The organism is Shewanella sp. SG44-6, assembly GCF_014164185.1.
GTDB lineage: Bacteria > Pseudomonadota > Gammaproteobacteria > Enterobacterales > Shewanellaceae > Shewanella > Shewanella vesiculosa.
Genome location: NZ_JACJER010000012.1, coordinates 26,356 through 51,365, shown reverse-complemented (window position 1 = coordinate 51,365; position 25,010 = coordinate 26,356). Strand labels below are relative to the sequence as shown.

The 25,010-nt window shown below is 41.7% G+C and carries 26 protein-coding genes; 14 read left to right on the top strand and 12 right to left on the bottom strand.

What is annotated here, in order from left to right; all coding sequences use genetic code 11:
* Nucleotides 1-12 precede the first annotated feature (12 nt).
* The 8 genes from hisIE to hisG form a co-directional block, all read right to left on the bottom strand.
* Entirely contained in the window at nt 13-651 is a 639-nt protein-coding gene (gene hisIE / locus H5185_RS03995) for a bifunctional phosphoribosyl-AMP cyclohydrolase/phosphoribosyl-ATP diphosphatase HisIE (protein ID WP_182723647.1), read from the bottom strand.
* Nucleotides 652-702: 51 nt separating this feature from the next.
* On the bottom strand, nt 703-1,476 hold the full coding sequence (hisF, locus tag H5185_RS03990) for an imidazole glycerol phosphate synthase subunit HisF (RefSeq protein ID WP_182698529.1): 774 nt from the start codon (nt 1,474-1,476) through the stop codon (nt 703-705).
* The gene (gene hisA, locus H5185_RS03985; RefSeq protein ID WP_182741404.1) at nt 1,458-2,195 is read right to left on the bottom strand and encodes a 1-(5-phosphoribosyl)-5-[(5-phosphoribosylamino)methylideneamino]imidazole-4-carboxamide isomerase; all 738 of its coding nucleotides are present in this window, start codon (nt 2,193-2,195) and stop codon (nt 1,458-1,460) included. The genes hisF and hisA overlap by 19 nt, the downstream gene beginning before the upstream one ends.
* The gene (hisH, locus tag H5185_RS03980; protein WP_182741403.1) at nt 2,192-2,842 is read right to left on the bottom strand and encodes an imidazole glycerol phosphate synthase subunit HisH; all 651 of its coding nucleotides are present in this window, start codon (nt 2,840-2,842) and stop codon (nt 2,192-2,194) included. Before hisH ends, hisA begins: the two co-directional genes overlap by 4 nt.
* Before the next feature lie 9 nt (nt 2,843-2,851).
* On the bottom strand, nt 2,852-3,919 hold the full coding sequence (gene hisB / locus H5185_RS03975) for a bifunctional histidinol-phosphatase/imidazoleglycerol-phosphate dehydratase HisB (protein WP_124018133.1): 1,068 nt from the start codon (nt 3,917-3,919) through the stop codon (nt 2,852-2,854).
* Nucleotides 3,920-4,040: 121 nt separating this feature from the next.
* Complete coding sequence (gene hisC / locus H5185_RS03970; protein ID WP_182741402.1) at nt 4,041-5,114, bottom strand: histidinol-phosphate transaminase; 1,074 nt, start codon at nt 5,112-5,114, stop codon at nt 4,041-4,043.
* A gap of 72 nt (nt 5,115-5,186) precedes the next feature.
* Nucleotides 5,187-6,473, bottom strand: coding sequence for a histidinol dehydrogenase (gene hisD, locus H5185_RS03965; protein ID WP_182741401.1), 1,287 nt, complete (start codon nt 6,471-6,473; stop codon nt 5,187-5,189).
* A 5-nt stretch (nt 6,474-6,478) separates the two neighbouring features.
* Nucleotides 6,479-7,378 (bottom strand): ATP phosphoribosyltransferase, encoded by a 900-nt coding sequence (hisG, locus tag H5185_RS03960; protein ID WP_124018136.1) that lies wholly within the window; start codon nt 7,376-7,378, stop codon nt 6,479-6,481.
* 860 nt (nt 7,379-8,238) lie between these two features.
* Here hisG and H5185_RS03955 point away from each other — a divergent pair.
* Nucleotides 8,239-9,108, top strand: a complete 870-nt coding sequence (locus H5185_RS03955) for a diguanylate cyclase domain-containing protein (protein ID WP_182741400.1) — start codon at nt 8,239-8,241, stop codon at nt 9,106-9,108.
* 214 nt (nt 9,109-9,322) lie between these two features.
* Here H5185_RS03955 and H5185_RS03950 read toward each other — a convergent pair whose 3' ends face one another.
* Complete coding sequence (locus tag H5185_RS03950; RefSeq protein WP_182741399.1) at nt 9,323-10,666, bottom strand: hypothetical protein; 1,344 nt, start codon at nt 10,664-10,666, stop codon at nt 9,323-9,325.
* Between the two features lie 185 nt (nt 10,667-10,851).
* Between H5185_RS03950 and H5185_RS03945 the strand changes: the two genes are divergently transcribed.
* From H5185_RS03945 to rnd, 11 genes are all read left to right on the top strand, one after another.
* On the top strand, nt 10,852-11,220 hold the full coding sequence (locus tag H5185_RS03945; RefSeq protein WP_182698535.1) for a Fis family transcriptional regulator: 369 nt from the start codon (nt 10,852-10,854) through the stop codon (nt 11,218-11,220).
* 213 nt (nt 11,221-11,433) lie between these two features.
* Complete coding sequence (locus H5185_RS03940; RefSeq protein WP_124018140.1) at nt 11,434-12,444, top strand: permease; 1,011 nt, start codon at nt 11,434-11,436, stop codon at nt 12,442-12,444.
* Between the two features lie 25 nt (nt 12,445-12,469).
* Nucleotides 12,470-12,700: a thioredoxin family protein gene (locus H5185_RS03935; RefSeq protein ID WP_182698537.1), complete on the top strand. Its 231-nt coding sequence runs from the start codon at nt 12,470-12,472 to the stop codon at nt 12,698-12,700.
* 397 nt (nt 12,701-13,097) lie between these two features.
* Entirely contained in the window at nt 13,098-15,023 is a 1,926-nt protein-coding gene (locus H5185_RS03930) for an ATP-dependent DNA helicase (protein WP_182741398.1), read from the top strand.
* Nucleotides 15,024-15,097: 74 nt separating this feature from the next.
* On the top strand, nt 15,098-15,799 hold the full coding sequence (gene tsaB / locus H5185_RS03925; RefSeq protein ID WP_182741397.1) for a tRNA (adenosine(37)-N6)-threonylcarbamoyltransferase complex dimerization subunit type 1 TsaB: 702 nt from the start codon (nt 15,098-15,100) through the stop codon (nt 15,797-15,799).
* A gap of 59 nt (nt 15,800-15,858) precedes the next feature.
* On the top strand, nt 15,859-16,188 hold the full coding sequence (locus H5185_RS03920; protein WP_124018144.1) for a hypothetical protein: 330 nt from the start codon (nt 15,859-15,861) through the stop codon (nt 16,186-16,188).
* Nucleotides 16,181-16,858 (top strand): M50 family metallopeptidase, encoded by a 678-nt coding sequence (locus H5185_RS03915; RefSeq protein WP_182741396.1) that lies wholly within the window; start codon nt 16,181-16,183, stop codon nt 16,856-16,858. The genes H5185_RS03920 and H5185_RS03915 overlap by 8 nt, the downstream gene beginning before the upstream one ends.
* Complete coding sequence (locus H5185_RS03910; RefSeq protein ID WP_182741395.1) at nt 16,855-17,718, top strand: class I SAM-dependent methyltransferase; 864 nt, start codon at nt 16,855-16,857, stop codon at nt 17,716-17,718. The genes H5185_RS03915 and H5185_RS03910 overlap by 4 nt, the downstream gene beginning before the upstream one ends.
* Before the next feature lie 21 nt (nt 17,719-17,739).
* Entirely contained in the window at nt 17,740-18,633 is an 894-nt protein-coding gene (locus H5185_RS03905) for an alpha/beta fold hydrolase (protein ID WP_182741394.1), read from the top strand.
* A gap of 198 nt (nt 18,634-18,831) precedes the next feature.
* Nucleotides 18,832-20,505 carry a long-chain-fatty-acid--CoA ligase FadD gene (fadD, locus tag H5185_RS03900; RefSeq protein WP_182741393.1) on the top strand — a complete coding sequence of 558 codons (1,674 nt, stop codon included), beginning with the start codon at nt 18,832-18,834 and terminating at the stop codon, nt 20,503-20,505.
* Between the two features lie 90 nt (nt 20,506-20,595).
* Nucleotides 20,596-21,708 (top strand): ribonuclease D, encoded by a 1,113-nt coding sequence (gene rnd, locus H5185_RS03895; protein WP_182723660.1) that lies wholly within the window; start codon nt 20,596-20,598, stop codon nt 21,706-21,708.
* A gap of 91 nt (nt 21,709-21,799) precedes the next feature.
* Here the strand turns inward: rnd and minE are convergent, their stop codons facing one another.
* Genes minE through minC form a run of 3 tightly spaced genes read right to left on the bottom strand, consistent with a single transcriptional unit; the run spans nt 21,800 to nt 23,565 of the window.
* Nucleotides 21,800-22,060: a cell division topological specificity factor MinE gene (gene minE / locus H5185_RS03890; RefSeq protein WP_124018150.1), complete on the bottom strand. Its 261-nt coding sequence runs from the start codon at nt 22,058-22,060 to the stop codon at nt 21,800-21,802.
* A gap of 2 nt (nt 22,061-22,062) precedes the next feature.
* Nucleotides 22,063-22,872, bottom strand: coding sequence for a septum site-determining protein MinD (gene minD / locus H5185_RS03885; protein WP_124018151.1), 810 nt, complete (start codon nt 22,870-22,872; stop codon nt 22,063-22,065).
* Nucleotides 22,873-22,899: 27 nt separating this feature from the next.
* Complete coding sequence (gene minC / locus H5185_RS03880; RefSeq protein ID WP_182698543.1) at nt 22,900-23,565, bottom strand: septum site-determining protein MinC; 666 nt, start codon at nt 23,563-23,565, stop codon at nt 22,900-22,902.
* Between the two features lie 117 nt (nt 23,566-23,682).
* On the opposite strand from minC, the gene H5185_RS03875 reads away from it, so the two are divergent.
* The gene (locus H5185_RS03875; RefSeq protein WP_124018153.1) at nt 23,683-23,961 is read left to right on the top strand and encodes a YcgL domain-containing protein; all 279 of its coding nucleotides are present in this window, start codon (nt 23,683-23,685) and stop codon (nt 23,959-23,961) included.
* A 31-nt stretch (nt 23,962-23,992) separates the two neighbouring features.
* Nucleotides 23,993-24,961: a lytic transglycosylase domain-containing protein gene (locus tag H5185_RS03870; protein ID WP_182741392.1), complete on the top strand. Its 969-nt coding sequence runs from the start codon at nt 23,993-23,995 to the stop codon at nt 24,959-24,961.
* The last annotated feature ends 49 nt before the right edge of the window (nt 24,962-25,010 follow it).

The window sequence follows — 25,010 nt, the reverse complement described above, 5'->3', positions numbered from 1 at the left end:
TGGGCTAAAACGTTACTGACCGGTGGCAGACTTGCTGGCTTTGGTATGGCGCTCTAGTAAGTTTTGATTAATATCGGCCATCGACAAACCTTGATCTTCTAGCAACACGATTAAGTGATACATCAAATCTGATGCTTCATTAACAAGCTCTTCTTTGTCATGAGTGGCTGCGGCAAGGGCTGTTTCAAGGCCTTCTTCACCGACTTTTTGGGCAATGCGTTTAGTACCACGTTCAAATAGTGAGGCAGTATAGCTTGAATCAGCACTTTGGCCTTTACGGGAAATAATCAGTTTAGTCAGATTATCGATAAAAGGATGCGCGTTACCATCTTTCCAGCAGCTTTCTGTTCCTGTATGACAGGTTGGGCCGTTAGGGATCACTTGCACTAAAAAGCTGTCGTTGTCGCAGTCTTTGTCGATAGCGATGAGATCAAGCGTGTTACCAGAGGTTTCGCCTTTGGTCCATAAACGTTGTTTAGAGCGACTAAAAAAGGTCACTTGTTTAGTGGCTAAGGTTTTCTCTAATGCCGCTTGATCCATATAACCTAGCATAAGTACTTTGCCCGTTAGGTGGTGCTGCACCACTGCTGGTATCAAGCCTTGTTGCTTGTCCCAATCTACGCCTGTGCTATCAAATTTGATGTCTGTCATTTGTAATCTCTTTTTGGGTGAGGCTATGTTTAGTCTCGTAAAAATCTAAGCTTATAAACGAATCGCGATGTTATTGGCGTGCAAGTATCGTTTTAACTCACCAATATCAATGATGCCTTTATGGAACACACTTGCTGCTAATGCGGCGTCAACTTTGGCAAGTTCAAACACTTGTTTAAAGTGCTCCATAGTGCCTGCACCACCAGAAGCAATTAACGGCACATCGCAAATAGCGCGTACCATGCTAAGTTGTTTGATGTCATAACCACCGCGCACGCCATCTTGGTTCATGACGTTCAATACAATCTCGCCACAACCGCGCTTTTGCACTTCTTCAACCCAATCCTGAGTATACCATTGAGTGTCTTTGGTCGCTGCTTCATCGCCGGTAAACTGTTTTACTTTGTAACTGTCAGTTGCAGCATCATAAAATGAGTCAATGCCGATAACGATACACTGGCGGCCAAACTCATCTTGTAGGCGTGATATCAAACTCGGGTCGCTTAATGCAGGCGAGTTAATTGATATTTTATCCGCACCAAAAGCAAGTTTTTCGCGTGCTTGCTCGATGGTTTTAATTCCACCGGCGACGCAAAACGGAATATCAATTTGTTCAGCAACGCGGCTTACCCAAGATTTATCGATAACCCGGTCGTGTGCACTGGCGGTAATGTCATAAAACACTAACTCATCAGCGCCTTCTTCGGCATAACGCGCGGCGAGGGGAACGATATCACCGACAATTTCGTGGTTGCGAAACTGTATACCTTTAACCACTTTGCCTTCGCGAACGTCAAGACACGGAACTATGCGTTTGGCCAGCATTGTATTGCCTCCTCGACGGTAAATTGATTAATTAATAAAGCTTTGCCGATAATAATACCCGATGCTTTACTGTCGCGAACTGCGGCAACGTTATCGAGCGTAGCAATGCCACCAGAGGCTTGCCAAAGGAGAGTAGGGTAAGTCGCGGCAAGTTCAGTGTAGAGCTGCGTATTGGCGCCATTTAAGGTGCCATCACGGCTGATATCAGTCACCAAAGCATGCTTAAGGCCGACGGTTTCAAATTCTGCCACTAACGACTCTAATGACTTACCACCACCCGATTGCCAACCCGATACCGCGACAATTTTTTCGCCGTTATCGTTGATGTTAACGTCCAGAGCCAAACAAATGGCTTCACTGCCGTATTTTACAAACCAGCTTTTTACCAGCTCAGGCTCTTTAACCGCAAGAGATCCAATGACTACACGCTTAACACCGATAGCTAATAATTCTGCGACTTGCGCTTCAGTTCGAATACCGCCGCCGACTTGAATATCAACATCAAGCCCTGCAGCAAGTTCAGCGATTAATTGGGTTTGGCGTTTATTAGGATCTTTTGCACCGGTTAAGTCGACGATATGCAGCAGTTTTGCCCCTTGGGCTTGATAAGACTGCAATTGTGCCAGAGGGCTTAAGTCAAAGGTGGTTTGCTTGTCATAGTCACCTTGGTACAAACGCACAACTTGGCCGTCAATTAGATCAATGGCAGGAATAATCACTGTGGTGTCCCCATGTTTAAGAAGTTCTGCAAAATTTGTGCGCCTACTTTGGCACTTTTTTCTGGGTGGAATTGCACCCCAAAAAAATTACCTTTGCCAATGGCGGCACTGAATGACTCGCCATAAGTGCTACTGGCTAGGGTATATTCACTGATTGGCGCACGGTAGCTGTGAACAAAATACACGTAGCTGCCATTTTCAATGCCGACAAATAATGGATGATCGCTCACCTCAATTTGATTCCAGCCCATGTGCGGCAAGGGCAGACCTTTGCTGTCTAAGTCACCAATATCAGTCGGCACTAGGCCTAAACAGGTGATATTTCGTTCGCTACGACCACCATGTTCATTAGACAATGATGCCAGCATTTGCATGCCTAAACATACGCCCATAACGGGTTGCGTTAAGCTTTTAATCAGCTCAATTAGGTGTTTTTGTTTTAAGGCGTCCATGGCCGCACCAGCGGTGCCAACACCTGGCAATACCACTCTTGCTGCGCTGCGGATCACATCAAAGTCAGCGCTGACTAAGACATTGGCGTTAAGGCGCTCAAAAGCAAACCGTACAGAGCTTAAATTGGCACAGCCGGTATCAATAATCACGGTAAGATCATTGGTAGCGTTTGAAGCGTTCGATACTTGTGTCACATGAACTCCTTACAGCACACCTTTGCTTGATGGCAGTATGTCACCTTCTACTTTCACCGCTTGGCGAAGCGTACGGCCTAACACTTTAAACAGTGCTTCTACTTTGTGGTGATCGTTATCGCCTTGCGAACCAATGTGTAAGGTGCAACGTAGGCCATCAGCGAATGAGCGGAAAAAGTGTGGCACCATCTCGATAGCCATTTCACCGACCATTTCACGATCAAAGTCAGCATTGAACTTTATGAATGGGCGACCAGAAATGTCCATTAGGCACTCGCCGCTGGCTTCATCCATGGGTAAGCTGAAACCAAAACGAGCGATACCGCGCTTGTCGCCAAGGGCCTGACGAATCGCGTCGCCAATGGCCAGTGCGGTGTCTTCTACACTGTGGTGGTCGTCAATTTCTAGGTCGCCGTCAACATGCACGTCCATTTTAAAGTTACCGTGGGTTTGAATTTGATCCAGCATGTGGTCAAAAAAGCCAATTCCGGTTTCAATCTTTCCCTTGCTTTGATTATCTAAGTCTATGGTCACTTTGATGTTGGTTTCTTTGGTGGTACGCACTACTGTTGCCACGCGACCTTTACTTAATAAAGCACTGGTTATAGCGTCCCAGTCGAGTGTTTGACGATTATATTTAAAGCTTTTAATACCCATTGCATTGGCAAGTTCAACGTCGGTCTCACGATCGCCAATCACTGCTGAAGTGGTAAAATCTACTTTGCCTTGGGTTAAGTAGTCTTTTACTAAACCTAGTTTAGGTTTACGGCAGCTGCAGTTTTCATCATTAAAGTGTGGACAGATAACCACATCGTCAAATACTACACCTTGGCTTGCAAAAATTTGCATCATCATGTCGTGCGGGGCATCAAAGTCTTCTTTTGGAAACGAAGGTGTGCCTAAACCGTCTTGGTTGCTGACCATCACCAAGCGAAAACCGGCTTTTTGCAATTTAAGTAACGCTGGGATCACTTGTGGTTCAAACACTAGTTTTGCCAAACTATCGAGCTGCTTGTCGATGGCAGGCTCTTCCACTAATGTACCATCGCGATCGATGAATAATATGTTCTGTTTCATGTTCAATGCCTTAAATAGGGTGTAATTTTATTTGTTTTAATCTGTTGGTTTTATCTATTCAATTTGATTTATGTGTTTATCAATAGGTTAATCACAGTATCTATTGATACGGCTTTAACTTTTATGCTACTGACTCTGACACCGCTTTTTCAAACAAAGCGATAATCAAATTGGTTTGTTGTTCATTGGTAAAGCTAAAGCGAATTGCATCAGCAAGGCGTGGATCTTTGTATGCACGGGCAACCACGCCGGAATCACTTAATCGTTTGGCTGCAGCGCTAACATCGTCAAATTTTGCTAACACATAGTTACCATTAGCAGGCAGCACTGTAGCGCCATAGGCGGTTAACGCAACGCTTAAGCGTTGGCCTTGTTCAATTAAACTGGCGACTTGAGTTCGCATAGTATCGATGCCAGCAGGACTTAAGGCTCTTACCGCAAGTTCAGATACTGGCAAAGGTACTGGATACGGTGCGATAACTCGCATCACTAAATCGATAATGGCATCACTCGCAAGCATAAAGCCACATCGAGCACCAGCTAAGGCAAATGCTTTTGATAAGGTACGCAACACCACAAGGTTAGGGTACTGATCAAGTAAATCAGCCACGCTGTAGTCTGGGCAAAATTCAATGTAAGCTTCGTCGACCACTACAATCGAGTTTGGCGCCGCTTGAATGGCTTGTTCAATCTTGTCTTTAGCAAGTACGGTGCCGGTTGGATTATTGGGATTACAAATAAACACTACTTTTGCATTGCCTATTTGGGTTGGCCACGCGTCCGGTAACTGATAGTTGTCGGTTAAACTTAGCGCTGTGACAGCCACATTAAAGGTTGCGGCACTAATTGAATACATGCCATAAGTCGGTCCAAAGCAAGCAATACTGTCGACGCCAGGGATACAAAAGGTGCGAATGAGTAATTCAATCGCTTCATCAGCGCCACGACTGGCAATTATGTTACTGGCTTTCACACCGGAATAACTGCTGTAAGCATTGATGAGTTCAGGTGGCTGGCATTCTGGATAACGGTTCACTTTATCAAGGTCGCTATTATTAAATGGCGATTCATTGGCATTGATCCAAATATCACCTCTACCGCCAATACGTCTGGCACTTTGATAAGGTGTTAACGTGAGTAATTCGGGTCTGGCCAAGGTGTTTGGATCAAAAGTCGCTACTTGGGTCTGGCTCATGGCTATGCTCTCTACTTTCAACTCTAATAAGGTGTTAACTGAACACGACAGATTTTGCTCTAGGCTTAACAGTTACATACTGGCTAAACGGATTGCGATAGCATTTTTATGCGCATCTAAAAGCTCATTCTCTGCTAATACCATGACACTTTGCCCCAAGGTTTGTAATCCCTGCTGACTGAGTTCTTGCACTGTAAAGCGGCGACTAAAATCGGCTAATGACAAGCTAGATACCGAACGGCTGTAACCATAGGTCGGTAACACGTGGTTGGTGCCACTGGCATAATCGCCAACCGATTCAGGGGTGAATGCGCCTAAAAACACAGAACCCGCACCGCGAATTTGCTGTAGTACTTCCCGAGGTGCAGCCGTTTGAATAATCAAATGCTCCGGGCCATACAAGTTAGACACTTTAGCGGCCGCATCCATATCACTGACAATAATACTTCTGCTGCATTTAAGCGCTTCTGCGGCGATGTCTTTACGGCTCAATGGTGCTAATTGCTCAATTAATGCTTGGTTGACTTGCTCTGCTAGTGCTAATGAATCGGTCACTAGCATCACTTGCGAGTCAACACCATGTTCTGCTTGCGACAATAAATCGGCTGCTACAAAAGCTGGATTAGCATCTTTGTCAGCAATCACGAGTACTTCAGAAGGACCCGCTGGCATATCAATTGATACGCTAATACGGCTGTCTTGTGACACTAAGCGTTTCGCCTCAGTCACGTAACGATTACCCGGACCAAATATTTTATCAACGTTTGGTACGGATTCTGTTCCAAAAGCCAGTGCGGCTATGGCTTGCGCGCCGCCGACTTGGAAAATATCGGTAATGCCGCAAACATTGGCTGCATAAATAATTGCATCATTAATTGGCGGAGGGCTGACTAATACGCGTTTGCCACAACCGGCTATTCTTGCCGGTAAGGCTAGCATCATGACCGTTGAGATTAATGGTGCCGTACCGCCTGGAATATATAAGCCAACACGCTCGATAGGCTCGCTTCTGAGTTCACAACGAATTCCTGCTTGAGTTTCAATATCTACACCCTGAAACACTTGCGCCTTATGAAAGGTTTCAATGTTGTTGACCGCTTGTGCAACTGCTTGCTTAACGTCGTCACCCACTCGTGCACACGCTGCAGCAATGGCGTCAGTTGATAACGCTAATTCTGTTAGCTCAACACCGTCAAATTTTTTGTTATAAGCCAATAATGCGCTATCACCTTGAGCGTTAACTTGCTCAATAATGTTGCGAACACCTTGCTCAACACTTGCGTCACCCACTAATGGAGAACGCGCTAAGGTTTGTCGTTGCTGTTCGGTAGATAAAGGAGCCCAATCGAGAATTTGCATTTGTGTTACCCCATCATTTTTTCAATAGGCATGACCAGAATTGAGCTTGCACCTAGCGCAGTTAATTCTTCCATTGTGTCCCAGAATAAATCTTCAGTACTTACAACGTGAATTGCCACCCGATTAGTGTCGTCATTTAGTGGTAATACGGTTGGGTTTTCAGCTCCAGGGAGTAGGGCAACGATTTGATCTAAGGTTTCAATTGGCGCGTGCAATAAGATGTATTTACTTTCGCGAGCACGGATAACGCCATTAACACGCGATAGGATTTTATTGATTAGTGCTTGTTTTTCAGTTGATTGAGTTGTATTAGATTGAATGATGCACGCCATTGAACGGTAAATCACTTCAGTTTCATACAAGCCATTCGCTTCAAGGGTGGCACCTGTAGAGACTAAATCACAAATACCGTCTGACAATCCTGCTCGTGGCGCTACTTCAACCGATCCCTTTAGCATACAATCGCTGTAGTTAATGCCTTTTTCTTGCATAAAACGGCGCAGTAAATTCGGGTAAGAGGTCGCAATGCGCAAGCCTTCAAGTGAGTTGGCATCTTTGTATTCAAACTCATTGGGTACAGCTAATGATAGACGGCATGAACCGAAATCTAACTCACGTAATTTAGTGCATTCAGCAGGCTTGTTTGCGAGTTGACGCTCAATTTGCTCTTCTTCAAGAACGTTCTCACCGATAATACCTAAGTCAACAACACCATCCATTACTAGGCCTGGAATATCATCATCACGAACGCGTAATAAATCGATTGGCATATTGTCTGCGTGTGCGATCAAGCGTTGCTCATTTACATTAAATTTAACCCCACAGCTTTTTAGTAACTGTTGAGACTCTTTTGATAAACGGCCTGATTTCTGGATGGCGATACGTAAACGTTTTGACTCACTCATGTGATACTTCCTTATGTATTAAATATAAAATTCTGTAAATTTAAAAGCTTAAATAAAAATATAAATTTAGAAAAACAAAAAACCCCTGAAATTCCTTCCAGGGGTTTATGTGAAATTTTGTTCACCACCAGAAGGATAACATCCTTCGGCAGTAAGCATCCGAAGGCTACCGCATATGGTGATGATGGTGGAATGTAGTCACTTGGATGTTCATATTAATTACTCTTTAAGTATGTTTGTTGTAATGGTTGTTGTTGACTATCTATTAACCATTACGTTTACATTAATTATTCGCTAAAAACTATACGATTAAACTTAACCGTATTTATAACAGTTTGCAATAGTCGATAAACATAAAATGCGATTTACAGGTCAAAATTTTTGCATAAGTTATAAGTTTAATGTCAAGTTACCTAAATAAGCCAATAACAAGATATTTATTGGTTATTAATAAAGCGATATGAGTTTATTGGTTCACCGTTAGGACAGCAGTCAGCAAAATTTACAGAATGGTGTTATCTGTGAGTTAACTTTTTTTGTAACCATTGAGTCGTTGATTATCTAATGATAGTAAATACTATGTTGTATTAATTTTACTCATTCAATACATCGGAAAGGTCATAAGCTGATGATAAAATAGGTCGAAATTGGAGTGAAAAGTGAATATTGTTAATGGTTTATTTGTTTTTTATTGAATCGATACACTATACTTTGTTGCTAATATGGCTTCAGACCTTACACTTCTTTAATGGATGTCATTAAAGGATGTTCATTAAAGTCATTGAGTATATTTAACTAAGCTCATAATATTATATATTGCTTTATTAGTGATAAAACAACGTTCTCGGGGTATGCATTGTATGAAGACCATTGACCTAGCTGCGCTTAGGGAAGTTATGGATTTAATGCTTGATGCTGTTTGTGTAGTGGATAAAAGTGGTTGTTTTGTATTTGTGAGTGCAGCGTTTGAAGATATATTTGGTTATGCACCAGCTGAAGTCATCAATAAACCAATGATTGATTTTGTTTATCCTGATGATGGACTAAAAACACTTAAAGTTGTTGAAACACTAATGAGCGGAGTGCATCAGCGGCGTTTTGAAAATCGTTGGGTCCGCAAAGATGGCAACATAGTTGATATTCTGTGGTCTGCAAGGTGGTCAGAAGATCATCAGTTTAGGATTGCGATTGCTCACGACATCACTGATCGCAAAAAAATGGAACAACAACTTCATTACATTGCAGGACATGATCCATTAACAGAATTGCCCAATAGAGCATTGTTATTTGAACGCTTGCAAACGTCATTAGGGTTAGCGCGTCGTGAGGGAGCATCTTTATCATTACTGTTTATTGATATTGATGGATTTAAGCATATCAATGACAGTTATGGCCATTTGGTTGGTGACAAACTGTTAAAGAGTATAGCTCAACGTTTACGCCATTGTGTTCGTAAATCTGATACGGTTGGGCGCTTTGGCGGCGATGAGTTTTTAGTTGTACTAAACTGTATTAATTCCCTAGAAAAAGTGCTTGTTATTGCTGAAAACATTCGTTCTGAACTCGATAAACCTTATCGGTTTGATGATCTCGTTCTGCAGCTATCCCCTAGTATTGGTATGGCACGTTATCCTGATGATGGTGATGATGAACAGCAATTGATTCAATATGCAGATAAGGCTATGTACAGTGCTAAAAATGCGGGTGGAAATAGAGTCAATGTCAGTTGATATAGTGCTAACTCTGCTGGTTACTTAGCCTATATCGTCAGTTTGAATCATACCCTTTTTAAGCAAAAAAACCGCATCTAACCCGCATCCTCTCTCAGCACACCTAGTGTTTAATCTGTTTTGTTTATCATGAATTGATAACAGCATACTGATATTGTTAAATTATCACATAGAGTCACTCAGCAAGTCATTGAGGCAATCTCATAATGGGCATTTATGGATAAATAATATTTGACGATGTCAGCTGTAATTGTATTTGAGTGCTGATTTCACCTTTTTGACTGGCCGTTAGTTGGCTTGAGTTATCAATGGCAGCCAGCGCCGATCGCTTATCAAATCCACTCCACACAGTAATAGTATTTATAATCGATTCTAGTCTTGTTGCGGGGTCATTAATGAGTTCGGCTACATTAAACGCTTGCTGAGGATCTGTTTGATTCAGCTGAGCTGAACGTTGATTTAATGCAATATCTTTGTTGTTATCAGACAATGGATTAATCAATTGTAAAAAATCGTTTTCAGAATATTCTACCAGGGCATAGCTAGCGTTAATAATAATATCGCGTTGCACTCTAGCCTCGTAGTTATCAAGTCTGGCTAACATCATGTTAGGTTCAACACTGGCGATTTCTGCTAGGGCGCTATTGAAATAGTCTTGGTTTAAATTGTAGCTTTGTTTTTGATTATTTAAAAAAATCAACGCGGCCTCTGGATCGGTTTCTGCCATTTTGCGTGAAATAATGAAAACGCCACTGGCGCGTTGTTCAACGGCAATGCCATCCAACCAATCAACAGCTTCTTGAATATTCTTTTCAACTAGCTGATATACCATCGAGGTAATCAGATAATTTGTCGACTCATTCAATGGTAACGATGCAATAAGATTTGCAGCCTCATTAGGTGATTGTTCAATGTAATAATACATAGTATTTAAGTACATTTTTAAGGTCGATTGCGTTTCAGGTTGTAACTTTAACCATTCAAATGCCCCTATTGCATCTGAGCTTGCCCATGAATCGACAATCGACATCATTATCGATGACTTCATCGGCTCTACTGCTAATAAATCAATCTCGTTTAACGCCTGCTGTGGATTAACGGTCGCTAGACCGCGCAAATAACTGTCGAGTAATGATTCGTATAGCTCAGTGGATTTTTGGTGTTCTAACCATGAGATCACGTTCGAAAATTGCATTTTTCCAGCGATTTCTAAAATTAAACCGTATAAGTCTTCGTGTTGCGTTTCTTGGGCAACGAGCAATGCTTCAAGGGGATCTTGTTCAGCCAATTGCATGATACGAAAAATCGACATGTAAGGTGTTTCATCGCTGTTTAATGACGCCTTAAAGGCATCGCGGTCTAGAGAGTTTTGCGAAGGATAATTTACTGAATGCAAAGCTAGTTTGTCTGCCGATAGCGAATTTAGCGTGTTGGTTTGTTGAGTTTGAGTCAACTCCTCTGGGGTTTTAGTTGTGTCTATGACGTCGCTCGGCCAGATCAGTGGATAACTGATAAACCCGATACACCAACTTATTACCACCACGATTAACCATTTCATTACTGCTTTTCCTTAAGCTTACTGTGTTTGCTCGATTCACTCTCATTTAGGTTACGTTATTATGATGCTGTTAATATTGCAATAAATTGTTCCGCCACAGATATGATAGAATGACTGTTAACTGACTAACTTTTATATTGAATTAATCATTAGTATCTAGACTATGTGGCCCCAAGCGAGTATTAATGCGTAAAAATGACAAAAAAAGAGACAATCAAATAAGGCTAGGGTTAACGGCCGTATGCGAACATGCATTAAATGCCTATCCTGGTTTTGCGTGGATTACCCATATTGTTGACTATGATTTGTATCCTAAGAGCCTTCAGATAGTGTGTATATTTGATACTGAAACACAACTAAGACAATGTAGCCAAAATGGTGATAAAGCCGCATTATTAGACTTAATTAAGTGTACTTTAGCTAAAGATGGCATTGAGTTTAAAAATATTAATCAACATGTTAGCTTCGATACAGAAACCGCCTGTGAGCAGCAACATAAGGGAAACTGGGCATTGCGATTAAATGAAAGAAAGCATAGTGCTAGCTTACACTAATTGATTGTGTCTGCTGCTTTTTATCTGTTAGCACACCTTATAAGATGATGTTGCATATCATTCATTGATTGAATTAAGATTTTCCATTTCAACATTTCCCGTACTAGCTTGTTTAAGTTTATTTCTACTATCCGCAAAAGCGAGATCTAGCGCTTATATCGCCTGAGTAAAAGCCGTTATCCTAATACCAAGTAAATTTGGGGTTACCGACTTATGTTTCAGGTCTTTTCAGATTTTGCCTCTTGGCTTGTTTACAGTGTATTGGGATTGTCTCCAGAGACAAAACTCGGCGATGCCCTGCATTTTTTTGCTGAAGATGTGACTAAAATTTTTGCTTTGTTATTGGTGATGATTTATCTCATTGCTTTAATGCGAGCATCGTTAAATGTTGAGCGAGTCAGAGATTATTTAGCCGGCAAGCACAGAGGGCTAGGTTACCTAATGGGATCGGGTTTTGGTGTGGTAACGCCATTTTGTTCTTGCTCGAGTATTCCGGTATTTTTAGGCTTTACCTCTGCGGGGATCCCATTGGGGATCACCATGAGCTTTTTGATTACCTCACCCTTAATCAACGAAGTGGCGATATTGCTGTTAATGAGCCTCTTAGGGCTTAAGTTTACCTTGTTATATATCGCCGTTGGCATGAGTGTCGGTATGCTGGGCGGCTTGTTTCTTGACAGCATTAAGGCTGAGCGTTGGTTACAATCATTTGCAGCAGAAGCGTTAAAACGTGGTCAGCAGAAGGCTGGCAATACAGTTGATGATAGTGCCAATGTGCAAGCCATGTCGTTAAGGCAAAGGCATCAATTTGCCAAAACTGAGATGCTAGATATATTTGGCCGAGTGTGGAAATGGGTCATTATTGGTGTGGGCTTGGGCGCCGCATTACACGGCTTTGTCCCAGACGGTTGGATTGCCGCGCATTTGGGTGACGGACAATGGTGGTCTGTTCCTGCTGCTGTGTTACTCGGTATTCCGCTATATTCGAATGCGACCGGAGTTATTCCGGTCATGGAAAGCCTGATTGTTAATGGTTTGCCAATTGGTACTACATTGGCATTTTGTATGAGCACGGTGGCTGCCAGTTTTCCTGAGTTTATTTTGCTAAAGCAAGTCATGCAATGGCGATTGCTCGTCATCCTATTTTGTTTACTGTTGGTTGCATTCACCTTAGTGGGGTGGATATTTAATGGGGTTGCACCGTTTCTATTGTCTGCTAATTAATTAGGCTAGTCGCAAGGAGTAAAAAATGAAAATCATTAAAGTCTTAGGTTCTGGTTGTAAAAAATGCCTTGAAACTGCGGAACTTGTTCAAGCGGTTGCGGATGAAAAAGGGGTCACGATAACAATCGAAAAAGTCACCGATATGGCACAAATTATGGCTTATGAGGTGATGAGTACACCAGCAGTGGTGATTGATGAAAAAGTAGTCCACAAAGGCAGTAAACCCACCAAGGAGCAAGTGGCAACGTGGATATAGAAGATATGTTTTACGGATGATTTTGTGATGCCTGATATATTGTCATTTGACTTATTCGGTCAAAATCGGCAAAAAAAGTCACGAGCATAAGTGTTAAACGCAAGGTTACCAATGAAAAAGTAGTATTTGAATTCACCCCTGAACACCACATTCAAAACCAGTTCTCTGAATTACTAAAAAATAAACTTTTGATTATATTTTATACGAGTCAAGAAATGCTGAGTCACGCTGGTGGCCAGCATTTTTGTTTCTGGTCTAAATTTAGTCAAATCATCGATATTGTTTATACAACTGCCTTTACAACTTTTGGTGATAAACAGTTGGAACATGATGCCGTTATAAGCATAATAGCCCAAATCACACTACATCAGCATTAGCGCGATAATTTGAGGATGCTTTGAGCTCTACATTGACCCAATCTGTAATCCATGAGTTTAGCGAGCGTGGTGCGTTAGCCAAACATGTACACAATTATCATAATCGCCAAACTCAAACTGATATGGCTGTTGCGGTAAGCGATGCTATTGCTAAAAAGCATAATCTCATTTTAGAAGCGGGCACAGGCGTAGGAAAAACCTTCGCGTATTTAATTCCAGCCTTGCTCAGTGGCAAACAAGTGGTGGTGAGTACTGGCAGTAAAAATCTACAAGAACAGTTATTCCTCAAAGATTTACCAGCATTGTTAACCATGCTCGATATCCATGTGCCTGTTGCATTACTTAAGGGGCGTAATAATTACTTATGCCATTTACGCCTTGAAAAACAGATGCAAATGGCCAGCCAATTAAGCGAATATTATATTGATGATTTGCTTAAGATTAACCAATGGGCACATTTAAGCAAAGATGGTGACATAGGCAATTTAACCTCGGTGGCAGAGCATTCTAACGTTATTCCTAGTGTTGTTAGCACCAAAGAAACCTGTACGGGTAAAAAATGTGACCATTATGACGTGTGCTTTACCCGTAAAGCGCGGATTAGGGCGATGGAGGCCAAAGTGGTGGTGGTCAATCATCATTTATTTTTTGCCGACCGATTACTCAAAGACACCGGATTTGCCGAGTTACTGCCAGATCCTGATGTGGTCATTTTTGATGAAGCCCATTTGGTGCCGGATATTTGCATCAACTATTTTGGTAGTCATATATCCAGCCGCGAAATTGATCTGTTATTAAATGGCATCATCAAAATTCACAAAGAGGTGATCCGCGACAGCATTCAACTAGAGCAATTGTCGCAACGTGGTTTGTTAGCGTTAAGTGATTGGCATAATGCCATGTACGACAGTCAAGTATCTGATTGGCGAAAAGTACTTGCCAATAAACACTTAGCGACAGTGTCGTGGGCATTACAGCAAGCGTTGACTGATCTGGCCAATTCTATGCGCCATCATCTTGGTCGCGATGATCAACTCGATTTAGCGTTCGAGCAATTGTATGAATTGTCTCAAAAGCTGCAAGATTATTTTGAATGTAAAGATATTCAAGCAGCTTACAGTGTTGAACTAGGTCCGCGTTTTATCATGTTAAGACTTAGTCCTATCAATGTCGCTAAACAATGCCAACAATTATTTGATGCCAATACTCGGTGGATTTTTACCTCGGCAACCTTGCAGGTGAACCGCAGCCTGGCTCATTTTGCGACTGAGCTAGGATTATCATCGGCACAACAAATTATTTTAGATAGCCCGTTTGATTATCCTAATCAGGCAGTATTTTGTGTGCCACGTCATTTAGGTAAAGTGGGGCAGTCGCAGCATACGGTTAAACAACTGGTTGATGTATGTGTTCAAGCAATCAATGCTGCGCAAGGCCGCACGTTTATCTTGTTTACTAGCCATCAAATGCTCGAGCAAGTTGCATCGGCATTGCAAGGTAAAGTGGCTTATCCTTTATTGGTACAAGGCCAAGCGAGTAAACAAAGTTTGTTAAATAAATTTAGACAGTTAGGTAATGCCGTTTTGCTCGGTACCAGCAGCTTTTGGGAAGGGGTCGATGTTCGAGGTAAATTATTAAGCTGCGTGATTATTGATAAGCTGCCGTTTGTGTCACCAGATGATGCCTTATACAAAGCCCGTGCCGCCAATGCCGAGCGTCAGGGACTTGACCCCTTTAGTCATATTTCTTTGCCGCAAGCAGTCATTAGTTTAAAGCAGGGCGTCGGGCGGCTTATTCGCGATGAAAAAGATCGCGGAGTACTTATCTTGTGCGATAACCGCATTGTTAATCGGGCTTACGGGCAAGCTTTTATTAATTCTCTGCCGCCAATGCAGCGTACACGTGACTTAGACCGTGCATTGCAATTTTTAAAACAAATTCCTTAAGCTTTTTAAAACGGTGCGCATCAGTTATCATATTAAGTCTAATTTGATGCTTTTTTACTGGGTAACCCATCATAATGCCAAAGCCGTTAACCATCCTCGCTCTTGATACTTGCACCGAAACTTGCTCTGCTGCGTTAACCACCAATGGTAAGGTGTTTGCACTTATTGCCGATGCTCCTCGTGAACACAGCCAACGTTTATTGCCTATGGTTGATGATGTATTGGCCCAAGCCCAAGTGACATTGGCCGATGTGGACATGATTGCCTATGGCCGTGGCCCTGGTAGTTTTACCGGTATTCGTATTTGTACCAGTATGACGCAAGGTTTAGCGTTAGGCCTTGATTTACCCGTTATTGGTATTTCAACGTTAGCCGCAATGGCTCAGTTAGCAATATCACAACACAATGCCTGCCAAGTTCTATGTTGTATTGATGCCCGCATGAACGAAGTCTATTGGGGCCAATACATTGCCAAAGACGGCATAGCGACATTAGTGGGTGAAGAACACGTTAGCGTACCAGAGGTAATTGAATTAATACTCGATACCCAGCAAAGTATTAGTGTATGCGGTACCGGTTTTGAAGCTTATCCAGAGTTACTCAATATTGCGCCAAACATGACACCATGTGCAGAAGCGACTTATCCAGATGCGAAAGCCATGTTAATTCTGGCGCAGCACGGGTACCAACATGGATTACAGACCAGTGTTGATGAACTGGCACCAGTGTACCTTCGAGATACCGTTACATGGAAAAAACTTCCTGGTCGAGAATAGCCATTAAAGGTAATTTGACATAGAGTATAAGATACAAGTATAGGTAAATGGTGTCGTTAATGGCGATAAATGCTGCATTATCAATGGCAAATAATCAATCAGGTCCAATAACCCTGAGTCAAGCTGTTGCTGGTAATCGGCCTATTACGGCGGCCATTGAGCCTATTGTTGTTAATGTCTCTGCTTCCGAGCAACAAATTCAAGGCATTGAAGCGCGCAATATGGCCATAGTTGATGATTCAACTTTGTCGGCTAAACAGCAAGCTCGGGTTGAATATGACCGTGATACTTACAGTCAACGGGGGGCTATCGCGCAATATTTATCAACACAGCATTCTGCTAAAAGAGATGAAATTCAACAAATGGTTGGTATTGATTTATATGCCTAATGTTCCGTTGTCTGCAACACCCAGTCGCAGGCGTTTTATGATTGAATTACTGCTAGCTTTCCTACTGACTCGATTTCCTTATATCTCTATCCCTTTTAAATGGTTTGAAAGCTACTTTCACGAGTTATCTCATGGTATCGCAACGTTATTGACTGGTGGCTCTGTGAGTCATATTCAATTATTTCCAAATGGCGCGGGCTTTTGTTTTAGTCAAGGTGGTAGCAGTATACTTATTGCCTACGCTGGTTATTTTGGTGCGGCGCTATGGGGATACTCAATATTTCTGATGGCAACTCAAAAGCAAACGATTAGATTTACCTTAACCTTGTTAGCCCTCACTGTGGCTGCGTCATTACTTTTTTGGGCGCGTGATGTATTAACGATCATTATTCTTAGCGTATTAATAATACTTTTTTTGTTACCACTTAAATTAAAAAATAGTAGTCTGCTAAACACCTTACTGCGTATATTAGGCCTAATGATTATCCTTAATGCCATGGCTAGTCCTATGGTGTTATTGGGGTTAAGTGGTCAAGGCGATGCGGTGATGTTAGCTAAAATGACTTGGCTACCCGCATGGTTATGGGTGATGACATGGCTTGCATTCAGTGGGTTTATGTTATGGCTCTGTTGGCGTAAAGTTGATCGAAAAAAGGGAGTGTCAAAATGAAACGTAACATGATGTTAGGGGCCTTAATTGGCTTATCAAGTTTAGGTATGTCAACGGTAATATACGCTGCGGATAGTGTTGACGAGAAATCCGTTACTGCGCCGCAGGTCAATGCTGCGCTCGCCAAAGCTGTGGCCAGTGAGTTTCGGTCGACTAAAAATAAACTGCGCGATCAATATCGTCATCCAGCAGAAACATTAGCATTTTTTGGTGTAAAACCCGATCAGACTGTGATTGAGTTATGGCCTGGTGGGGGGTGGTATGCTGAAATTCTTGCGCCTTATGTAGCCGCTGATGGCCAATATGTTGCCGCCAATTTCGAAACAAAACCCACTGAAGATAATCGCCAAACAGCGTATTATAAATCTGCGGGGATGAAGTTTGAGCAATGGGTCAGTGAAAATAAAGCCAGTGTGGGCAATGTTCAGTTTGTTACTCTCGATCCACCGGCTAAATTGTCATTAGGTAAAGATAACTCGGCAGATTATGTATTAACGTTCCGTAATTTGCACAACTGGGCCATGAAAGGCGAGTTAGAAGGTGTGTTTAAAGCCGCCCATGATGTATTAAAGGTTGGTGGTACACTCGGCGTTGTTGAACACCGAGCCAATGTCGATATGGCTGCTGAAAGTGGTTATATGGAACAAAACCAGATGGTTGAACTTGCTAATAAATATGGTTTTAAATTAGCGGCTAGCTCTGAAATAAACGCTAATCCTAAAGATACAAAGGATTACGACAAAGGTGTGTGGACATTACCCCCAAGTTTGGCCAAGGGCGATCAAGATAAGCAAAAGTACCTTGATATTGGTGAAAGTGATCGCATGACACTTAAGTTTACCAAAACAGCAGCTCAATAATTTTTGCAAAGTGAGTCAACAATGTTGAATGTTAACGTAGAAGAAATTCAATTGCCGTTGGCTCATATTACGCTTGCTGCAAAACGTTATGGTCATGCTGACAAGCCAGTAATATTAGCTTTACATGGCTGGCTTGATAACGCTGACAGTTTTGTTCCGCTAGCGCATGCCTTTGCACAGCAAAAATTATTCGATAAATTTCAACTATTATGTATTGATTGGCCTGGGCATGGATTATCAGATCATCGCCCGGGTCGTTATCCATTACATTGGGTTGATTATATTTATGACCTGCAAGCCGTCATCCATACACTTTCACAAGATACAGGTCCTATTATTTTATTGGGGCATTCTCTTGGCGGCATAATTGCGTCGGCTTATAATGCCTGTCTTGCTGAAAATATTCATAAACTCATATTAATTGAAGCGCTTGCCCCTTTATCTGAGTCTGCTTCTAAAGCCAAAGATCGCCTGCGTAAAGGTTTGCTGCAACAACAACGTTTTAATCGCCAAGTAACCAGAGACTCTTCGACTTATTCTTCTATGGATTTGGCGGTACAAGCCCGCCATAAACTGACCGGATTAGCCATTCCATGGTGTGAGCTTATTACTAAGCGAAATATGGCAATAACAGATGGGCAGTATCATTGGCGAAGTGACCCTAGATTAAAATTAGACTCACTTAATCGATTTAGTTTTGAGCAGGTTGATGCACTGATGAGCACTAGTAATACGTCTACTTTACTCATGGTTGGTCAGGATGGATACAAACACCTAACCGCCTCAACAGAACAGGCTAATAAATGGTTTTCTAATATTGAAATCATTCAGTTAAGTGGAGATCATCACCTCCATATGGGTAATGCTTATACCGTCGCTGAATCGATTGGAGCATTTATTCTAAATAGGCAGTAGCACTGGCTGAAATCGCTGTTATTTTTGTTTTATTTATGTGACTATAGTCGAAAATTAAAACACTTGTATGATTTAGGTCACTACGAGCATCATAATAAAGCCTGCGATAACAATATTAATGATACGTGGGCAATAAAATATTTTACCACTGACGGGGAATGCACGTCTTAGCACAGTGGGTATTATTAGGAGACACCTGTGGACCAGCCTTGGATTAATAACTTACCTGAACATGTTCCGGCCGAAATCGACCCATCTCAATTCAGTTCTTTAGTCGATATGTTTGAAGATTCAGTAGCAAAATATGCTGATCAGCCTGCGTTTATTAATATGGGCGCGACCATTACGTACCGAAAACTCGAAGAACGAAGTCGAGCATTTGCAGCCTACTTACAAAATGAATTACATTTAAAAAAAGGCGACCGTGTCGCCCTTATGATGCCAAATTTACTGCAATATCCTATTGCTCTGTTTGGTATTTTGCGTGCTGGTATGGTGGTGGTTAATGTCAATCCACTTTATACCCCACGGGAATTAAAGCATCAATTGGTTGATTCTGGCTCTAAAGCTATCGTCGTGGTGTCAAACTTTGCTAACACCTTAGAAGAGATTGTGGATCAAACACCGATTGAGTCGGTGATTATTACCAATCTTGGCGATCAACTCAGTGCTCCGAAACGCACGCTAGTTAATTTTGTGGTTAAATACATCAAAAGATTGGTACCAAAATACCATTTACCACATGCATTATCGTTTCGTGATTCGCTCTCTAAAGGTCGACGCCTACAGTACATTAAGGCCGATATTGGTGGCGAGGATTTGGCTTTTTTACAGTATACCGGTGGCACGACTGGGGTCTCTAAAGGTGCTATGTTAAGCCATAAAAACGTGGTCAGTAACGTTTTGCAGGCCAGTGGTGCTTATTCTCCAGCCCTTGATGATGGTGCAGAGTTTGTCGTGACAGCATTGCCTCTGTACCATATTTTTGCCCTAACAGTGAATTGTTTACTGTTTTTACATAAAGGTAGCAAAAATTTATTGATCACCAATCCTCGTGACATTCCTGCTTTTGTTGCTGAGATGAAAAAGTACCCGTTTACTGTCTTAACCGGTGTTAATACCTTATTCAATGCTTTGGTTAATAATGAAGAATTTACTCAACTTGATTTTTCTGGTTTAAAATTGTCTATTGGCGGTGGTATGGCGGTTCAGCGTGCGGTCGCGGATAAATGGCAAAACCTTACTAAGACACGCTTACTCGAAGGTTATGGTTTAACTGAAGCTTCACCATTAGTTACATGCTGCCCATATAACCTCAGTGGGTATAATGGTTCTATTGGTTTTCCTGCACCATCGACCACGATTCAAATTAGAGATGAAGATTCAAGAGTATTAGCTCAGGGTGAAACCGGCGAGTTATTTGCTAAAGGTCCGCAAGTCATGCAGGGATATTGGCAACGTCCGGAAGAAACTGCCACTGTGATTGATAAAGATGGTTGGTTAGCGACTGGCGATATTGGCTATATGGATGAAAAAGGTTTCTTTTTCATTGTCGATCGCAAAAAAGACATGATTTTAGTGTCTGGTTTTAACGTGTTCCCAAATGAAGTGGAAGAGGTTGTCGCGTTACATCCCAAGGTTATTGAAGTCGCTGCGGTTGGCGTTCCTAATGATGCCAGCGGTGAATTAGTGAAGATTTTTGTGGTCGCAAAAGACAAGTCACTTACAGAAGAAGAGTTGATTAAGCATTGTCGTCATCATTTAACGGGATATAAAATTCCTAAACTGGTAGAATTTAGGGACGAATTACCGAAAACCAATGTGGGTAAAATTTTACGCCGACAACTTCGAGATGAAGTTAACAAAGCATAAAATGATAGCCGGCAACTGAGCCGGCTTTTTTATACTTGGCAATTCTCAGTTTATGACCATTACTCACATCCCTTTTTAGCGGAGCCTATTTTGTTAACGTTTGAATATATCAGCGATGATGCCAGTTTGTTGTCATTAGTTGAACAATACCAACACAGCGCCTTATTGGTGCTTGATACTGAGTTTGTCCGTACTCGAACCTATTATGCTAAATTAGGCCTCATCCAAGCTTATGATGGTAAAACCCTAGCATTAATTGATCCGGTTGCGATTAAAGACTTAAGCCCATTTTGGCAGCTATTAACTGACCCAAATATTGTTAAGTTAGTGCATTCATGTAGCGAAGATCTTGAGGTATTTGCTCATTATGGCGAATGCCAACCTAGCCCATTATTTGACAGCCAAATTGCGGCTAGTTTTGCGGGCCTAGGTCATGGTTTAGGTTATGCCAAACTTGTAGATGCATGCTTGCAAGTTGAAATTGATAAGGGTGAATCACGAACCGATTGGATGAATCGTCCATTGTCTGATTCACAATTGCAGTATGCTGCTAATGATGTATTTTATTTGTATAAATTATATCCTCAGTTACAACAGAAGCTTGTAGCAGAAAATCGTCTCGAATGGCTGTTTGAAGAAGGTCAGCGTATGACCGAGGGACGTTTGTCACTGCCAGAAGGTGACAGTGTTTACCTTAAAGTTAAAAATGCCTTTCAGTTATCAAGTCAGCAGTTAGCCTACTTAAAGGTATTGGCTAAGTGGCGATTGACTAAAGCGGTGAGCCGTAATCTTGCGCTTGGCTTTGTGGTCAAGGACCATGCATTAATTGCATTGGCCAAAAAGCAGCCCACAACATTGTCTGAGCTCAACAGTTTAAATGATTTAACTGATCAAGAAAAACGCATACACGGTAAAGATTTATTAGCGGTAATGGCGACTGCAGATTTAACAGATCTACCTGAAGAGGTAGATGTTGTGGCACTAAAGTCTGGTTATAAATCGGCTTTCAAAGAAGTTAAAACGATATTAACTGAGCTATGTGAGCGTGAAAACGTCGCATTAGAATTTGTTGGTTCGAAGCGCCATATTCACGAGTTTTTGCTCTGGTTGTATCACAATAAACAAACACCAACACCATTACTCTTTGTGGGGTGGCGCGGCCAATTGGTCGGTGATTTACTTGCGCAAGTTAAGTTTAATTAATTCAATAGCGTCATTAAACGAAAAAGGATACCGGCAGCAATGCCAGTATCCTTTTTGTTATATTAAGTCAGTCAATCTAAAAAGATGAGCGTTACTTAGTGTCCGGTAAGGTGACGTTAAGTTCTAGTACAGATAAGTTGTCATCATTTTGGTCTAACTGCACAGAGACTTGGTCATCTGATATTTGCACATATTTACGGATCACTTCGATGATTTCTTGTTTCATCTTTGGGAAGTAATCCGGTGCACCACGTTCTCCACGCTGATGAGCCACAATAATTTGTAATCGCTCTTTTGCCAATGACGCGGTATTGGGCTTTTTACTGCTTCTAAAATAATCAAGTATCGACATAATTAGCTCCCAAATATCCTTTTAAGGAATCCCTTTTTTTCTTCTGTAATAAATCGAATTGGTATATCGTCGCCTAATAAACGCGCAACGGTATCGCCGTAAGCCAAGCCTGCATCGCTTTCTTGGTCAATAATCACAGGTACACCTGAGTTTGACGCCTTCAATACCGACTGAGATTCAGGGATAACCCCCAGCAATTCAATAGCAAGAATATCCTGCACATCTTCAACACTGAGCATTTCACCTGTTTTAACTCTGGCCGGCGAGTAGCGAGTTAATAGTAAATATTCTTTGATAGGTTCCAAAGTCAATTCAGCTCGACGCGAGCGACTCTGCAGCATGCCCAAAATACGGTCTGAATCACGTACTGAGCTTACTTCTGGATTGGTGGTGACAATGGCAATATCGGCAAAGTAAAGTGCCATCATTGCACCTTGTTCAATACCCGCTGGTGAATCACACACAATAAAGTCGAAATCTTTGGCTAAATTTTCAAGGACTCGGCCGACGCCTTCTTTGGTCAGCGCGTCTTTATCCCGTGTTTGAGAAGCGGGTAAGATAAATAATTTGTCGCAGCGTTTATCTTTAATTAATGCTTGATTCAAATTGGCTTCACCATTGATGACATTAACAAAATCGTATACGACCCTGCGCTCACAACCCATAATCAGATCAAGATTGCGTAAACCAATGTCAAAGTCGATAACGACTGTTTTGTGTCCTTTTAAAGCCAATCCGGTGGCAATTGCTGCACTGGATGTTGTTTTTCCCACACCACCTTTACCTGATGTGACAACAATAATTTGCGCCATTTATATTTATATCCTTGTGTTTGCCGATTATTGGGGCAATGTTTCAACAGTAAGGGATGCGCCCTCAAGGCGAATACAACCTCTTTGGCTTAAGTCGTATTGTTGCAAGTGTTCAGTCAACCAATACTGTCCAGCAATCGATACTAATTCTGCTTCTAACGAGTTAGCGATAATCACACTTTGATTATCTCCCGCGGCACCCGCCATGGCTTTACCACGAAGAGCACCATATATATGAATGCTACCATCAGCAATGACTTCAGCGCCATTACCAACTGCACCAAAAATGATTAAATCAGCGTTTTGTGCGTATATTTGTTGTCCAGAACGCACATTTTGCTTAACAATTTTAGTTGCTCGTTCGGGAAGTTCTGCTTTACGGGCTTGTTTGCCAGACTTTACCACTGCAATCCCCATGTGTTTTGCTTGTTCAATTTGCTCTGGGGTGGCGTCGGTAATGCCGACAATAATAAGGTTACGGTCAATCAATAATTGTTTTAGGGCATTAAAATCAATTTGGATATGCTGAATGGCTGATAAATTTAATACCAATGGTGCGCCCAAAAAAAACTGCGGCGCTTGTGCCAGCTTGTTGTCTAATTCAGCAGCAATAATATCGAGATCGTGATGATTAATATGCAGCACTGATAATGTAAAAGACGTAGCCTTTAATTCGAGATTTTGTTTAGCCATCCCGGCGTGATTCTCCATACTTCAGCGATAAACTGATTTACAATTATTTTTTGTGTCACCATGTTATAGTGTGCTTAGTTGACTATCAAGTTTGAACCTTTGGAAATTTACACTAAAATGATATGTGCAGTATATAAAAGCGGTCGAAGAGCGGATACTTACCTTTTTGTCAAAAAACGTGATGTATTTGATGACGTTCCTGAGCCTTTAATGGCAATGTTTGGTACTCCGTCATTAATCATGATTGTCCCACTATCTAAACGAGATCACTTGGGCATCGCAGATATTAATAAAGTGAAGTCTGCATTAGTTGAACAGGGTTATTACTTACAAATACCACCACCGCCGGTTAATTTACTCGAACAGCATAAACAAGAATTAGCGCTTAAGAAATAAGCATAATCTTAAAGGAGTAATCAACACGAATATGATCCCCAGAATCATTCTAAGCGTTTTTTTTTACTTCTTTTGCTCTCATGTTGTGATGGCTGAAGACAGCCATCACAATTTTGATGACTACCTATTATTGCTACAACAAAAAGCAATCGCTGCGGGCGTTAACCAAGCTATAGCAGAACGCAATATTGCAACGATTAAGATATTTAAGAAAGCCAATCTCAACCCCTCAGTCGTTCAACCTAAGACATTAGAAGACTTCATCCCACAAGCTGTACCCGAAATCACCGTCAGTACTGCAAGAGCAATGTTATTGCAGCATGAATCTAAACTCGAGCAGTTGAGTAACACGTATCAAGTGCAGTCGCGTTTTTTGATGGCATTATGGGGGATGAATTCTCGTTTTGGTGAGCAGCCAGGGCGTTTCCCTGGATTATCAGTTTTAGCCTCACTTGCCTACAAAGGCGATGAAGAAGCATTTTATATTGCTGAATTTATTGCTGCACTTAAGTTAATTGAGCAAAAAAATATCAGTGAAGATGCATTGCTGAGTTCTTCATCTGGGGCGATGGGGCAGATGCAAATGATGCCGAGCCAGTTGCTAAAGTATGCTATTGATGCTGATAAAGACGGCAGGATTGATGTTTGGAACAGTATGGATGATGCTTTTTCATCGCTGGCGAATATGTTGCATCAACAAGATTGGCAGTCCGGTTCTACATGGGGAAGGCAGGTGAAACCCACTATGGCACTCGATCCTGGTTTGCTTGGTTTAAGAGTCAATCACACATTTGTTCAGTGGCAGGCTTATGGTATTAGGCGTTTTAATGGCGCAGACTTACCGCAACGCAGTGACATGAAGGTGTCCTTAATTGCACCTGATGGATCGAAAGGGCGTTTTTATTTAGTCTACGATAACTTCCTTTTATTACATCAATTTAACCCGACTTTGCATGATACTTTGGCGATAACTTATTTGTCTGAAAAAATTAAGCAGTAAATTGCGGCCCATTGGGTGTAAAATGCAGGCAAATTTCGATAAAAGCTAC

Coding starts and splice junctions, on each gene's coding strand:
- hisIE (WP_182723647.1), bottom strand. CDS start 651: ATGACAGACATCAAATTTGATAGCACAGGCGTAGATTGGGACAAGCAA.
- hisF (WP_182698529.1), bottom strand. CDS start 1,476: ATGCTGGCCAAACGCATAGTTCCGTGTCTTGACGTTCGCGAAGGCAAA.
- hisB (WP_124018133.1), bottom strand. CDS start 3,919: ATGAAACAGAACATATTATTCATCGATCGCGATGGTACATTAGTGGAA.
- hisC (WP_182741402.1), bottom strand. CDS start 5,114: ATGAGCCAGACCCAAGTAGCGACTTTTGATCCAAACACCTTGGCCAGA.
- hisD (WP_182741401.1), bottom strand. CDS start 6,473: ATGCAAATTCTCGATTGGGCTCCTTTATCTACCGAACAGCAACGACAA.
- hisG (WP_124018136.1), bottom strand. CDS start 7,378: ATGAGTGAGTCAAAACGTTTACGTATCGCCATCCAGAAATCAGGCCGT.
- H5185_RS03955 (WP_182741400.1), top strand. CDS start 8,239: ATGAAGACCATTGACCTAGCTGCGCTTAGGGAAGTTATGGATTTAATG.
- H5185_RS03950 (WP_182741399.1), bottom strand. CDS start 10,666: ATGAAATGGTTAATCGTGGTGGTAATAAGTTGGTGTATCGGGTTTATC.
- H5185_RS03945 (WP_182698535.1), top strand. CDS start 10,852: ATGCGTAAAAATGACAAAAAAAGAGACAATCAAATAAGGCTAGGGTTA.
- H5185_RS03940 (WP_124018140.1), top strand. CDS start 11,434: ATGTTTCAGGTCTTTTCAGATTTTGCCTCTTGGCTTGTTTACAGTGTA.
- H5185_RS03935 (WP_182698537.1), top strand. CDS start 12,470: ATGAAAATCATTAAAGTCTTAGGTTCTGGTTGTAAAAAATGCCTTGAA.
- tsaB (WP_182741397.1), top strand. CDS start 15,098: ATGCCAAAGCCGTTAACCATCCTCGCTCTTGATACTTGCACCGAAACT.
- H5185_RS03920 (WP_124018144.1), top strand. CDS start 15,859: ATGGCGATAAATGCTGCATTATCAATGGCAAATAATCAATCAGGTCCA.
- H5185_RS03915 (WP_182741396.1), top strand. CDS start 16,181: ATGCCTAATGTTCCGTTGTCTGCAACACCCAGTCGCAGGCGTTTTATG.
- H5185_RS03910 (WP_182741395.1), top strand. CDS start 16,855: ATGAAACGTAACATGATGTTAGGGGCCTTAATTGGCTTATCAAGTTTA.
- H5185_RS03905 (WP_182741394.1), top strand. CDS start 17,740: ATGTTGAATGTTAACGTAGAAGAAATTCAATTGCCGTTGGCTCATATT.
- minE (WP_124018150.1), bottom strand. CDS start 22,060: ATGTCGATACTTGATTATTTTAGAAGCAGTAAAAAGCCCAATACCGCG.
- minD (WP_124018151.1), bottom strand. CDS start 22,872: ATGGCGCAAATTATTGTTGTCACATCAGGTAAAGGTGGTGTGGGAAAA.
- minC (WP_182698543.1), bottom strand. CDS start 23,565: ATGGCTAAACAAAATCTCGAATTAAAGGCTACGTCTTTTACATTATCA.
- H5185_RS03875 (WP_124018153.1), top strand. CDS start 23,683: ATGATATGTGCAGTATATAAAAGCGGTCGAAGAGCGGATACTTACCTT.
- H5185_RS03870 (WP_182741392.1), top strand. CDS start 23,993: ATGATCCCCAGAATCATTCTAAGCGTTTTTTTTTACTTCTTTTGCTCT.